General features: G+C 73.5%; 11 protein-coding genes. 4 read left to right on the top strand and 7 right to left on the bottom strand.

Annotated features, from left to right (window positions below):
- Nucleotide 1: 1 nt before the first annotated feature.
- The 6 genes from ACIQH8_RS08405 to ACIQH8_RS08430 form a co-directional block, all read right to left on the bottom strand.
- On the bottom strand, nucleotides 2–514 hold the full coding sequence (locus ACIQH8_RS08405; RefSeq protein WP_400997063.1) for an HAD family hydrolase: 513 nt from the start codon (nucleotides 512–514) through the stop codon (nucleotides 2–4).
- 61 nt (nucleotides 515–575) lie between these two features.
- Nucleotides 576–1,337 carry a GntR family transcriptional regulator gene (locus tag ACIQH8_RS08410; protein ID WP_400997066.1) on the bottom strand — a complete coding sequence of 254 codons (762 nt, stop codon included), beginning with the start codon at nucleotides 1,335–1,337 and terminating at the stop codon, nucleotides 576–578.
- Nucleotides 1,338–1,461: 124 nt separating this feature from the next.
- Complete coding sequence (locus tag ACIQH8_RS08415) at nucleotides 1,462–1,893, bottom strand: hypothetical protein (RefSeq protein WP_400997068.1); 432 nt, start codon at nucleotides 1,891–1,893, stop codon at nucleotides 1,462–1,464.
- 3 nt (nucleotides 1,894–1,896) lie between these two features.
- Complete coding sequence (locus ACIQH8_RS08420; protein ID WP_400997070.1) at nucleotides 1,897–3,132, bottom strand: molybdopterin molybdotransferase MoeA; 1,236 nt, start codon at nucleotides 3,130–3,132, stop codon at nucleotides 1,897–1,899.
- Entirely contained in the window at nucleotides 3,129–3,395 is a 267-nt protein-coding gene (locus ACIQH8_RS08425; protein WP_400997072.1) for a DUF6457 domain-containing protein, read from the bottom strand. The genes ACIQH8_RS08420 and ACIQH8_RS08425 overlap by 4 nt, the downstream gene beginning before the upstream one ends.
- Entirely contained in the window at nucleotides 3,392–4,102 is a 711-nt protein-coding gene (locus ACIQH8_RS08430; protein ID WP_400997074.1) for a molybdenum cofactor guanylyltransferase, read from the bottom strand. Before ACIQH8_RS08430 ends, ACIQH8_RS08425 begins: the two co-directional genes overlap by 4 nt.
- Nucleotides 4,103–4,153: 51 nt before the next feature.
- On the opposite strand from ACIQH8_RS08430, the gene fdhD reads away from it, so the two are divergent.
- Together fdhD and ACIQH8_RS08440 are read left to right on the top strand one after the other, a co-directional pair.
- Nucleotides 4,154–5,026: a formate dehydrogenase accessory sulfurtransferase FdhD gene (gene fdhD / locus ACIQH8_RS08435; RefSeq protein WP_400997076.1), complete on the top strand. Its 873-nt coding sequence runs from the start codon at nucleotides 4,154–4,156 to the stop codon at nucleotides 5,024–5,026.
- Nucleotides 5,026–7,329 carry an FdhF/YdeP family oxidoreductase gene (locus tag ACIQH8_RS08440; RefSeq protein ID WP_400997078.1) on the top strand — a complete coding sequence of 768 codons (2,304 nt, stop codon included), beginning with the start codon at nucleotides 5,026–5,028 and terminating at the stop codon, nucleotides 7,327–7,329. Before fdhD ends, ACIQH8_RS08440 begins: the two co-directional genes overlap by 1 nt.
- On the opposite strand, the gene ACIQH8_RS08445 is transcribed toward ACIQH8_RS08440, so the two are convergent.
- Entirely contained in the window at nucleotides 7,322–11,056 is a 3,735-nt protein-coding gene (locus ACIQH8_RS08445; RefSeq protein ID WP_400997080.1) for an efflux RND transporter permease subunit, read from the bottom strand. The genes ACIQH8_RS08440 and ACIQH8_RS08445 overlap by 8 nt on opposite strands.
- 131 nt (nucleotides 11,057–11,187) lie before the next feature.
- Here ACIQH8_RS08445 and ACIQH8_RS08450 point away from each other — a divergent pair, with 131 nt between their 5' ends.
- Nucleotides 11,188–12,291, top strand: a complete 1,104-nt coding sequence (locus ACIQH8_RS08450; protein WP_400997082.1) for a hypothetical protein — start codon at nucleotides 11,188–11,190, stop codon at nucleotides 12,289–12,291.
- An 89-nt stretch (nucleotides 12,292–12,380) separates the two neighbouring features.
- Nucleotides 12,381–13,592, top strand: a complete 1,212-nt coding sequence (locus tag ACIQH8_RS08455) for a chaplin family protein (RefSeq protein ID WP_400997084.1) — start codon at nucleotides 12,381–12,383, stop codon at nucleotides 13,590–13,592.
- The last annotated feature ends 13 nt before the right edge of the window (nucleotides 13,593–13,605 follow it).

Here is a 13,605-nt window from a genome sequence, read left to right on the forward strand (position 1 = left end):
CTCAGCGCGCGGGCGCGGCGGGCACCGCGAGCGCGACGAGGTCGTTGAGGTCGGTGAGGATCGCGTCGTGATGCACCGACTCGAGCTCGGGTCGGCGCGCCGATCCGCTCAGGACGCCCACGATCCATCCGGCGCCCGCGGCCCGGCCCGCCTCGAGCATCGCGATCGAGTCGCCGGCCACGAGGACCTGGCGCACATCGAGCGTCCCGGTGAGCTCCATGGCATGGTGCACCGCGAAGGGCGCGGGCGGGGCGGATGCCACGTCGTCGACGGCCACGACGGCATCGACGGCGCGCGGCGCGCGGAGGTCGTCGGACTCCGACCAGTCGAGTCGGCCGAGCAGGCGGGTCGCGACGTCGTGGGAACCCTCGCACACGAGCACGACGCGCACGCCGCGGCGACGCAGTTCGGCGAGCGTCGCCTCGACGCCGCGGACGAGGAGCGGCGGCGCCGCGGCATCCGTCGGCCGTCGGACCACCGCGCCCTCGAACGCCAGCACGGCCAGGGTGATCACCGGGCCTCCTCCGATGTCGCCGCGCCGAGCACGCGAACACCGGCGCGGCCGGGCCCGGCGCTCATCGCGACGCCTCGGCCGGGTGCGAACGGGTGAGCGGCGTGCGGCGATCGACCTCGTTCTCGATCGTGAAGGTCGCGAGCTCGGGGCGGTACCGGTCGTCGGCATAGGCCAGCGGGCGGCGACCGGAATCGAACGTGATCCGGCGCTCGCGGAGGAGCGGACTGCCCGCGTCGACCGCGAGCAGCTCGGAATCGAGCGGGTTGGCGGCGACCGCGTCGATCGTGTGCCGCGCCCGACGCAGGTCGACGCCGCGGGAGACGAGGTGCGCGTGCAGCGACCCGCGGTCACCGTCGAGGTCGTCGAGCAGCGCGCCGATCTCCGGCGGGAACGAGCTGCGCTCGACCATGGTCGGCACGCCGTCGAGGAGGCGCACGCGTACGACCTGCGTCACCGTCGCGCCCTCGTCGAGACCGAGGAAGCCCGCCACGGTCGACGGCGCCGGGCGCGCGCCGGCCTCGAGCGTGCGCTGTCCCGGCTCGCGGCCGATCGCCCGGGCCCACTCGGTGAACGACGTGAACGTCGAGAACGGCTGCGTCGGCACGACGCGGCCGACGAGCGGGGGTCGCCCGCGGCCGCCGACGACGTACCCCTCCTCGCGCAGCACCGCGAGCGCCCGGCGCACCGGTCCGCGGCTCGTCCCGAACTCGCGGCACAGCGCCGCCTCGCTCGGCAGCCGCATGCCCGCGGACCAGTCGCCGCGTCCGATGCGCTCGCGCAGGGTGTCGTGCACCCGCTCGTGGAGCGGCACCTCGGTGGACATGCAACGACCGTACGGAGTGGGCGGATGCCGCGGGGTGGGCACCGTGCGACGGGTCGGTGAAGGTTCGGTGAACCGCGGACGAACCGCTCCGTCGACGGCCCACGCTCGCGAATCGCGCCGCGCCTCAGCGCACGTCGGGCGTCAACTCCCTCGCCCTCCGGAGCACTCGGCGGAACGCGTCGAGGTCGAGTCGATCGAGGCTCGGCACCGCGATCGCGGCGGATCCGACCTTCACTCGTCCGAGTTCGGACGCGTGCCGCTGGACGAGGTAGGCGCCCTCCTCGGCGGCGTTCACGTAGACGCTCAGGTGCTTCGCCTGGTCGGCGAGCCCGACGAGGAACCAGTCGACCGCTCCGCCCCTCGGACGCGGCTGGGTGATCGCGCCGTAGCCGACGATGGACTGCTCGGTGCCGCCCCAGAACACGCCCTGCCACAGCACGCGCTCGAGCCCGGCGAACTCGGCCGAGATGAGGCGGTCGAGTGATCGCATCGCGTCGGCCCGCTCGCCGTCGAGCTCGGCGAGGTAGTCGTCGACGTCACGGCCCGTTCGTTCCATGCCTCACCCCGCCCAGGGCAGGGGCAGCGCCTCGACGGACGCGCCCGCCGCGACGCCCCCCGAGGGGACCACGAGCACGACGTCGGCAGCGGCCAGGCCCCGGAGCATTCCCGAACCGAGGTGGGCGACCGGGGTCGCCTCCGCGCCGACGACCGTCGCTGGCACGAGGCCGGTGGACTGCGCGCGCCCGGGCAGGGCGCGGGTCGCGACGACCGTGCGAGCGGCGGCGTCCGTCCCGGTCCACGCGGCGAGGAGCGGGGCGCCGAGCGCGACGAGGCCGAGCATCGCGGCGAGCGGATTGCCCGGCAGCCCGAGCACGAGACGGCCACGGGCGCCCGGGAGGCGGGCGAGGAGCGTCGGCCCGCCAGGCCGCGTCGCCAGTCCGGGCACCAGGAGGTCGGCGCCCTCCGCGGCGAGCGCGGTGCGGACGTGATCGGCGCTCGAGCGGCCCGTGCCGCCGGTGGTCACGACGAGGTCGACGTCGCCCGACGCGAGGGCGACCCGGGTCGCCGGCTCATCATCGCCGACGCGCCGGACCGCGACGACCTCGGCGCCGAGCGCGCGCAGCGCGGCCGGGAGGGCGACACGGAAGCTGTCGCGCACCCGCCCGGACCCGGGCACCCCGGACTCGACGACCTCGTCGCCCGTGAGGAGCACGGCCGCGCGCGGCCGGCGGCGCACGACGAGCTCGTCGGCGCCGGTCGCCGCGGCGAGCGCGATGCGCGGCGGCGTGAGGACGACGCCCCCGTCGAGCAGGCGATCGCCGACCGCCGCCTCGGCGCCGGCCGGCCGGATGTGCCGCCGACCCTCGACGTCGTTCCGTCCGGTCTCGCCGACGGGTTCGAGGATGCCGCCGTCCACCCGCCCGGCCTCCACGCGGAGCACGGCCTCGGTGCCGGCCGGGACCGGCCCGCCCGTCACGATCGCGACGGCCTCGCCGGCCCCGATCGGCCCGGCCCCGATCGGCGCCGGCGACCCGTCGGCCGGCACACCGTCGGCGGATCGCCGACCGACGACATCGGCAGCAGCGTCCGCTCGCAGCCGCCACGGCGGCCCGCCGCGCACGGCCCAGCCGTCCATCGCGGCGGACGCGAAGTGCGGGAGGGGGATGGCGGTCACGAGCGGCTCTGCGAGCACGCGACCGAGCGCCTCCGCGAGCGCGACGCGCTCGGTCGTGGGCGCTGGCGCGGCCGTGCGCGCGAGCGCGCGCGCCTCGCTCCACTCGACCGGCCCGCTCACGAGCCGGCGAGCCGGCGAGCCCGCTCCAGCGCGTCGTTCGCGGCGGCGTCCGGATCGGCACCCGCGGCCGCAGCGAGGCCGGCGGCGTAGCCCGCGAGATACGTCGTCACGGGCGCGGCGGGCCGCACCACCGCGTGCGCGGCCACCCCGGCGACGCCGAGCACGAGGTCGAGGTCGAGCGGAGCGCCGGCGATGTCGAGCTCGGCGCGCACGCGGTCGGCCCACTCTGCCAGCACCCGGTGCAGGTCGTCCCGGTCGCTCATGTCGATGCTCCTTCCGTCGTCGGGCCCGGCGCGGTGCCGATCGCGCGACGCGACCCGTCATCCGTGCCGCCGACCTCGCCTGCCGTTGCGCCGGCGCGGCGCGCGTCGGCCCACGTGTCCACGTCCATCGTCGCGCGTCCGGGCAGCGCGACGTCGACGAGACGCAACGCGGCGACCAATCGGCGCATCGACGCGCCCTCGAGCCGGCCCGCCACGGCGATCGCCTCGTCCAGCGCTGCACGTCGGACGACGGAGAGCAGGTACTGCGCGCGCCCGGTCTCGTCGACGCCCATCGCACCGTCGGCCTTGTCGGCATCCGCCCCCGCGAACGCCGCGAGGAGCGGCGCGATCGCCTCGGCCGCGAACGGGAGGTCGCCTGCGAGCAGCAGCACGGCGTCGGCCGCGACGTCCTCAGCAGCCGCGCGCTCCTCCCCGGCAGCGTCCGCCCGCCGCGGCAGCGCGGCCACGCCCGCCGCGACCGCGGCCGCCGGCCCCGAGAAGGGCGGGTCCTCGCGCACCACGACCACGTCGTCGGGCAGCACGGAGGCACCGGCGTCGCCGACGACCACGCGATGGCGCGACCTCCCGGCGGCGGCCACGACGCGCTCGAGCAGCGTCGCACCGTCGACGCGCAGGTCGCCCTTGGCGATGCCGCCGAGCCGCTCGGCGCGACCGCCCATGAGGATCACCGCATCGACCACGCCCACGGGTTCACTGTAGATCGCGCGACCCCGCGCGGCTCGTGATAGGCAGGGAGCATGGGCAGGATCACCGCGAGGACGCGGGTCACACGCATCACCGTCGGCGGCGCGGCCTCCCGCCGCGAGGACCACCTCGCGGTCGAGGAGCCGCTGGAGATCCGGGTCGGCGGGCGACGGCTCGCGGTCACGATGCGCACGCCCGGGCACGACGTCGACCTCGCGACGGGCTTCCTCGTCTCCGAGGGCATCGTGTCGCGGGGCGACCAGGTCGCCGCCGCGATCCACTGCGGAACGCCGGGCGAGAACACCTACAACGTGCTCGACGTCGGCCTCGCACCGGGTGTGCCGGCACCGGATGCCTCGGCCGAACGCAACTTCACGGTGACGAGTTCGTGCGGCGTCTGCGGCAAGGCCAGCATCGACGCCGTCCGGACGCGGTCGGGGTACGACGTCGCCGGCGACGACCTGCGGCTCGACCCGGCCCGGCTCGCGGGCTTCCCCGACCGGCTCCGCGCCGGGCAGGCGATCTTCGAACGCACCGGTGGCCTGCACGCGGCCGCGCTCTTCGACGGCCGCACGGGCGAGCTGCTGGTGCTCCGCGAGGACGTCGGGCGCCACAACGCCGTCGACAAGGTCGTCGGATGGGCGGCGCGCGAGGGTCGACTGCCGCTCGGCGGAACCGTCCTCCAGGTGTCGGGCCGGGCGAGCTTCGAGCTCGCGCAGAAGGCGACGATGGCCGGCATCCCGGTGCTCGCGGCCGTGTCGGCACCGTCGTCGCTCGCGGTCGAGCACGCCGCGGCATCCGGCCTCACCCTCGTCGGGTTCCTGCGTGGCGACTCCATGGTCGTCTATGCGGGCGCCCAGCGCCTCCCGGCGCCATCCGATGCGGAGGCCTACTCGGCCGCGGCACTGCAGGCGGAGGCGAGCTGATGGAGGACGGCACCGACGGGGGCACGACCGAGCCGTACCCCGACCTCGAGGTGGGGCACCCGAAGGACTGGGCCGTCGGCGTGCCCGGCATCCTGCACTCCATGGAGCCCGCGCTCGCCCGCATGGGTCTCTCCCGCACCGCCCGGCTCGCCCTCGCCATCAACCAGAAGGACGGCTTCGACTGCATGAGCTGCGCGTGGCCCGACCCGAGCCACCGCAACGTGCTCGAGTTCTGCGAGAACGGCATGAAGGCGACGACCTGGGAGGCGACGCCGGTCACCGTGCCCCGCGAGTTCTGGCGCGAGCACTCGCTCACCAGCCTCGCCGGCCGCGACGAGTACTGGCTCGGACAGCAGGGCCGACTCACCGAGCCCGTGCACAAGCCCGCGGGCGCCGATCACTACGAGCCGATCCCATGGGACGACGCGTTCCGGATCATCGCCGACCGCCTGAACGCGCTCGACTCCCCCGATCGCGCCGCGTTCTACACGAGCGGCCGCACGGCCAACGAGACCGCCTTCCTGTACCAGCTGTTCGTGCGCGCCTTCGGCACCAACAACCTCCCCGACTGCTCGAACATGTGCCACGAGTCGACGGGCACGGCCCTCATCTCCACGATCGGCATCGGCAAGTCGACCGTGCACTACGACGACTTCGCGAAGGCCGACCTCGTGATCGTCATGGGGCAGAACCCCGGCACGAACCATCCGCGCATGCTCACCGCGCTCGAGGAGACGAAGCGGGCCGGCGGGCGCGTCGTGAGCGTCAACGTACTGCCCGAAGCGGGACTCATCCGCTACCGGAACCCGCAGAAGGTGCGCGGCATCCTCGGGAAGGGCACGGCCATCGCCGACCGCTTCCTGCAGATCCGCTCCGGCGGCGACATGGCCCTCCTGCAGGCCGTCTCCCGGCGCGTGCTCGACGCCGAGGACGCGGCGCCGGGCACCGTCCTCGACCACGACTTCCTCGAGCGGCACACGATCGGACTCGAGGCGTTCCGGTCGCACCTCGCGGGCCTCGACGAGGCCGCCGTGCTCGCGGCGACCGGGCTCGACCCCGCCGAGATCGACGCGCTCGCGGCCGACTACCTCGCCGCCGACCGCGTCATCATCACCTGGGCCATGGGCCTCACCCAGCAGCGGAAGGCCGTCGCGACCATCCGCGAGATCGTGAACCTGCTGCTGCTGCGCGGCAACATCGGCAGGCCGGGCGCCGGCGCGTCGCCCATCCGCGGCCACAGCAATGTGCAGGGCGACCGGACCATGGGCATCTGGGAGAAGATGCCCGAACGGTTCCTCGCGGCACTCGAGACCGAGTTCGGCTTCCCCGTGCCGCGCGCGCACGGCGCCGACTCGCTGCAGACCGTGCAGGGCCTCCAGCGGGGCGACATCGACGTGTTCGTCGCGATGGGCGGCAACTTCGTCGGCGCGATCTCCGACACGGATGCCGCGGAGCGGGCCATGCGCGGCGCGAAGCTCACCGTGCAGGTCTCGACCAAGCTCAACCGGTCGCACGTCGTGACGGGCGAGGAGGCGATCATCCTGCCGGCGCTCGGCCGGACGGAGATCGACCTCCAGGACGGCCGCCCCCAGTTCGTGTCGGTCGAGGACAGCGTGTGCGCCGTGCACGCGAGCCACGGCGCCATCCCGCCCGTCGCCGACGGGCTGCGCTCGGAAGTCGCGATCGTCTGCCGGCTCGCCGAGGCGACGCTCGGCGACCGCCACGGGATACCGTGGCGCGCGTTCGAGCGCGACTACGACCTGATCCGCGAGCGCATCGCGCGCGTCGTCCCGGGGTTCGAGTCGTTCAACGACGACGTCCGGCGGAAGGGCGGATTCGTCCTGCCGAACGGCCCCCGCGACGAACGCCGCTTCGACACGCCGACCGGTCGGGCGATGATCACCGTCAACGAGCTCGAGCACCTCGAGCGGCCGGAGGGACGGCTGATCCTGCAGACCCTGCGTTCGCACGACCAGTTCAACACGACCATCTACAGCCTGAACGACCGGTACCGCGGCATCCGCAAGGGTCGGGACGTGGTGTTCGTGCACCCCGACGACCTCGCAGGACTCGGACTCGCCGACGGCGAGCGCGTCGACGTCGTGAGCGAGTGGCCGGGCGAGCCCGACCGGCGGATGCCGAACCAGCGCGTCGTCGCGTATCCGACGGCGCGCGGCTGCGCGGCCGCGTACTACCCGGAGGCGAACGTGCTCGTGCCGCTCGCGAGCGCGGCCGAGGAGAGCAACACCCCCGTGTCGAAGGCGGTCATCGTCCGGCTCGAGCCGGTGGCATCCGTCAGCTGACCGGCTTCGAGTCGGCGTCGGGGTCGTCTCCGTCCGAATCCGAATCCGAATCCGAATCCTGGACCGAGTCCGAGTCCGGGGAGTCCGGGGCCGCATCGGCATCGGCCTCGCCTTCAGCGTCGGTGTCGGTTTCGGCGTCGGCGATCGGGGCGGCATCCGGGGTGGAGTCTGCGTCGCGCTCCGGACGCTCCACGACGACCGCCGGCGCCGTTCCCGCCGTCGCGGGCACGAGCTCGGGCCGCTCCGCCGCCCGCTTCGCCGAGCGCTTCTCCCGTCGGCGCTCGCGCCCGCCCTCGACGAGGTCGTAGAGGGAGGGCAGCACGAGCAGCGTCAGCACGGTCGACGACAGGAGCCCGCCGATCACGACGAGCGCGAGCGGCTGCGAGATGAATCCCCCGCTGCCGGTGATGCCGAGCGCGAGCGGCAGCAGCGCGAAGATCGTCGCGAGCGCCGTCATGAGGATCGGCCGGAGACGGCGGGAGGCACCGTGAAGCAGCGCATCGCGCACGGTCATGCCGCGGTCGCGGTACTGGTTCACGAGGTCGATGAGGACGATCGCGTTGGTCACGACGATGCCGACGAGCATGAGCACGCCGACGAGCGAGGCGACGCCGAGCGGGATGCCGGTGATCACCTGGAGCAGGATGGCGCCCGTCGCCGCGAACGGCACGGACACGAGCAGCAGCAGGGGCTGCAGCAGCGAGCGGAACGTCGCCACCATGACCACGTAGACGATGAGGATGGCGGCGAGGAGCGCCAGCCCGAGCTGCGAGAACGACTCCTGCTGGTCGGCGGTGACACCGCCGAGCGAGGCCGACGTGCCCTCGGGCAGGTCGACCGCCGCGACCGCGGACTGCACCTCGGCGCTCGCCGTGCCGAGGTCGTCCCCGGCGGGCGTCGCGGCGACGGTCGCGCTGCGCAAGCCCTTCACGGTCGTGACGGATGACGGGCCCTCGACCTCCTCGACCGAGGCGAGCGCATCGAGGCGCACGGGACCGGTCGGCGTGGGCACCTCGAGCGCCCGCAGCCCGTCGAGCGACGTGGGCGGCTCGGCGGAGGCGAGGTAGATCGTCAGGGTCTGCTCGTCGATCACGATCGATCCCGTCGATTGCGGCTGCATGGCCGCCGACACGACGGAGCCCAGCGCGACCTCGGAGTAGCCGGCCTCGGCGGCGGCGGCGCGGTCGACCTCGATCGCGACGTACGGCTGCGACGCCTCGAGGTTCGAGGTGACCTGCGTCAGCGAGTCGAGCCCCGAGAGCTCGTCGACGACGGCGTCGGTCGCCGAGCGGAGGTCGGTCTCGTTCGCGGCCGTGATGTCGACCTCGATGTCGCTGGATGCGCCGAAGCCGCTCTGCGCGGCGAGCGTGATCTCGCCGACGTCCTCGAGGTCGGCGAGCTCCGCCCGGACCTCCTCCTGCAGGGCGACCTGGTCGGCGTCCTCATCGGTCGTGACGTTGTAGGCGACGGTGTTGCCGCCGCCGCCGAACGCGGCGAGCGCGCCGCCGCCCGTCGAGTTGCCGATCGAGGTCTGCACCGTCTCGACGCCCTCGACGCTGCGGATCGTCTCCTCGACGGGCTCGGACGCCGCGGCCATGTACTCGAGGCTCGAACCCACCGGAAGCTCCTGCGTGACGCGGAACGTGTTCTGCCCGCTGTCGCCGAGGAAGTTCGTCTTCATGAACGGCGCGAGCGCGACGGTGCCGCCCAGGATGAGCACGGCGACGATGATCGTCACCGCGGAATGCTTCAGCGTCCACGAGAGGATCGGCAGGAAGCCCTTCTGCAGCCGTGAGGGGTGCTCGAGCTCGTCCTGCGGCGGCCTGGCGCCCGCGGGCGCGTCGGACGGCGCCGTCGCGACGACGGACGTGGCGGTCGCGGCGGTCTTCGATCCGGGTTCCGTCGACCCGTCGACGTCGCGCAGCTCGGGGGCGAGCCACACGTCGTCGCTCGACAGTGCGGACGACGCGGCGGGCGCGGCGGCGACGGTCGCCGGCTCGGGTGCGACCCGCACCTCGTCGACGAATGCGGCCTCCGCCGCGGCATCCGCTTCGCTCTGGCCCTTGCGCGGCTTCGCCGGCTTCAGGAACCAGTAGGCGAGCACGGGCACGATCGTCAGCGAGACGAGCAACGACGCGAGCAGCGCGATCGCGACCGTCAGCGAGAACGGCCGGAACAGCTCGCCCGTGACGCCCTCGACGAGCGCGATCGGCAGGAACACCGCGACCGTCGTGATGGTCGACGCCGTGATGGCGCCCGCGACCTCGCGCACGGCGTGCACGATCGTCGAGGCCTTGTCGACGCCCGCGACGAGGTGCCGCTTGATGTTCTCGATGACGACGATCGAGTCGTCGACGACGCGTCCGATCGAGATGGTGAGCGCACCCAGCGTGAGGATGTTGAGGGTGTAGTCGGCGACCTGCAGGCCGATGAACGTGATGAGCACCGAGGTGGGGATCGAGATCGCCGTCACGAGCGTCGCGCGGACCGACATCAGGAAGACGAGGATGACGAGCACGGCGAAGACGAGGCCGAGCATGCCCTCGACGGCGAGCGACTCGATCGACTGCTCGATGTAGGGGGCCTGGTCGAAGACCACGGTGAACTCGGTGCCCGGGTTGGTCGTGTCGAGCGAGGCCTGCAGGTCGGGCAGGGCGGCGGCCACGGCGTTGGAGACCTCGACGGTGTTCGCCGACGGCAGCTTCGTGATGGAGATCGCGAGGGCGGGCTCGCCGTTCACGCGCGAGATGCTCGTCTCGGGGTTCTGCGCGAGCTCGACGGATGCCACGTCGCCGATCGTGAGCGCGACGGGCACGGTGATCGTCGCGTTCGTGCCGTCGGTTCCCGGGAACGTGCCGTCGGCGCCGGTGCCGTCGTCGACCCCCGTGTCCGTGCCGGTGCCGTCGGGCAGCGTGCCGTCTGGGAGTGTCCCGTCGGGCAGCGTCCCGTCGGGGAGCGTCCCGTCGGGTACGGCCTGCTGCTCGGTCGCACCGATGAGCGGGAGCGCGCTGAGGTCCTCGACGCTGCCGAGACGGGTTCCTGCCTGCACCGCGAACGTGGAGTCGCCCTCCGTGACCTGCCCCGCAGGCAGGAGCACGCCGTTCTGCTGCAGCGCGTCGCGGATCGCCTGCGTCGTGAGCCCGTAGTTCGCGAGCTCGGCGACGTCGGGGGTGATCACGACGCGCTGGCCGCGATCGCCCACGAGGGCGGCGTCGCTGACGCCGTCGATGTCGCGGATCTCGGGGAGCGTCGTACGTCGGATCTCGTCGGAGAGCGTCGACACGTCCTCGGCGCCCGTCACGGCGACCGCCATCACGGGCAGGTCGTCGAAGCTGAACGCGACGACCTGGGGATCGACGTCGTCGGGCAGGGTCGGCGCGATGCGGTTCACCGACGACAGCAGTTTCTGCTCGGCGAAGGCGAGGTCGGTGCCGAACGTGAAGCTCGCGACCACGCGCGACACGCCGGTGGAGCTCGTGGTCGACGTGGACTCGAGCCCGGTGATGCCCTGGATGGCGGTCTCGATCGGCGTCGAGACATCCGCATTGACGACGTCGGGCGACGCGCCCGGGTACGCCGTGATGATCGACAGCTGCGGCAGCTGGATCGACGGGGCCAACTCCTGCTTGAGCCCGTTCAGCGCGATGCCGCCGAAGATGGCGACGACGACCGTGACGAGCGCGATGAGCGCGCGGTTGCGCATGCTGAGCTTCGCGAGGAGGGACATGGGGTCGATTCTCGCAGCGGACGCGTCCGTCCGGATAACGGGAAGCTGTGAAGCACCGGTGACGAGGGTGGACCCATGACCCCCATCCGGGGTATGGTCCGAACCACGACGCTTGTCCGAGACGCCTGGGGGTGCGGATGCGAACGGCCGCGGTGGACCGCACGGCTCCGCTCGTGCGCGCCCTGCTGCTCGGCACCGGCCTCGCCGCCGCCTGGGTCGTCGTGAGCCTCGTCGCCTCGCCGTCGAGCGCCTCGGCCGACGAGCGGCCCGACGGCCTCGGCCTGCTCGGCACGGTCGGATCCGTCGTGGGAGTCGTCGACGACACGCTCGACGGCGTGGTCGACCAGGTGGTCGAGCCGGTGCTCGAGCCCGTGGCGTCGACCGTCACGCCCACGACCTCGACGGTGGTCGACACGGTCGACGAGGTGGTGCCCGCGCCGCTCGATCCCGTGGTCCAGCCGGTCACCGGGGCGATGGACGTGACCGTTCCCGTCGTGGTCGAGACGACGACGGATGCCGCGGCCGGCACCGTCGAGGCCGTCGACGCCGTGGTCACCGACACCGTGGCCGAGACGGGTGGACTCGTCTCCGACCTCATCGCTACCGGCCCGGTCGGCGCGATCACGACGCCGCTCGTCGACACGGTCGACGGCGTGGTCGGCGCACTGCCGATCGTCGGTCCGGTGCTCGGCGACGACATGATCGGCGGGCTCCTCGGTCCGGTCCTCGGCGCGGTCGACGACACGCTCGACGTCGTGGTCGGCGAACTCGGGCCGTTCCCCGACGACGGCCTGCTGCCGTCGCTGCCGGGCCTCGAGCCCGGCCCCGCAGACCCCGGGAACGAGCCTCCGACGGGCCTTCCCGGCGCGCCGGACGAGACGCCGATCGGCACCGCAGCACCGCCGGGCGGCCCGCCCGGCGCGGCGACGGCCGAACCCGCGACATCCGACGCCTCGCTCTTCGATTCCGCCGCGGTCGCGACCTCATCGACCACGTCCGTGCCCGCCGTCGCACCGCTCGACCCCGGCGTTCCGGCGCCGGCCACGCCGAGCGGTCCCTCCGGTGCGCCCGCGGGCGGCAGCAGCGCGTCCGGCGGCGGCGCCGGCGCGACATCCGGTTCCGACGCGGGGTTCGCCGCACTCCAGCTCGACGCCCTCGCGTCGCTCGCGCTCGCCTCGGTCGACGACGACCTGCCGTCGTCGCCGGTGTACGAGACCGACACCACACCTGACTGACGGGTGCCGTCCCGCCTGCTCGCAGGCGGACACGGTCGCCGCTCCCTGCCCGGGAGCGGACTCACACCCAACCAGTCAGGAGTACAACCATGAAGAAGTACGTCTCGAGGGCGCTGTACGCGACCCTCTTCACCGGGGGGCTCATGCTCCTCGGCGCCGGCGTGGCGCACGCCGCCGATACGACGGGCGAGGACGGGCTCCTCTCGGGCACCCAGCTCGGGATCTCGGTCGACCTGCCCGTGACCATCAGCGGCAACGCGCTGTCGGTCATCGGCGACGCCGAGTCGACGGATGCCACGACCGAGGTCGTGACGGATGACGCGGCCTCCTCGGAGCCCGTGGCCGTCACCTCGGGCGAGGACGGCATCGGCTCGGGGAGCCAGGCCATCGTCGACGTGTCGGCACCGGTCACCATCGGCGGCAACGCCGTCTCCGTGATCGGGGACTCGCACTCCGATGGCGCCACCACCGAGGTGACGACCGGTTCCGACTCGGACGGCGCGGGCAGCGCCTCGACCTCGGGCGAGGACTCCATCCTCGGCGGCACGCAGGCCCTCATCGGGCTCGACGCCCCCATCACGATCGGCGGCAACGCCGTCTCCGTGATCGGGGACTCGCACTCCGATGGCGCCACCACCGAGGTGACGACCGGTTCCGACTCGGACGGCGCGGGCAGCGCCTCGACCTCGGGCGAGGACTCCATCCTCGGCGGCACGCAGGCCCTCATCGGGCTCGACGCCCCCATCACGATCGGCGGCAACGCCGTCTCCGTGATCGGGGACTCGCACTCCGATGGCGCCACCACCGTCGTCACCACCGGCGGCGGCAGCGGAACGGACGCCTGGACCGACGGCGAGGACTCGATCCTCGGCGGCACCCAGATCCTGCCCGACCTGTCGCTGCCGATCACGATCGGCGGCAACGCCGTCTCGGTGATCGGCGACTCCACGACCGACGGCTCGACCACGGTCGTCACGCCGGTCGACCCGACGGACCCGACCGACCCGACGGACCCGGTGGACCCGACGGATCCGACGGACCCGACGGACCCCACCGACCCGGTCGACCCGACGGACCCGACGGACCCGACGACGCCCGGTGACGGCGGCGACTCGGGCAGCACCGGCTCGGACGACTCGGGCACCTCGGTGGCCGGGTTCGGCTCCGCGCCGCTCGCGATCGGTGCGGGCGCGCTCGCATCGACCGGTCTCGATGCCGGGTTCTGGGAGCGGCTCGCGCTGTTCCTGCTGCTGACGGGCGGCCTGCTCGTCGGCGTGCGGCGGTTCGCACTCCGCCGCTGATGCGGTGAGGGCC

Source organism: Agromyces sp. GXQ0307, from assembly GCF_044769845.1.
Lineage (GTDB): Bacteria > Actinomycetota > Actinomycetes > Actinomycetales > Microbacteriaceae > Agromyces.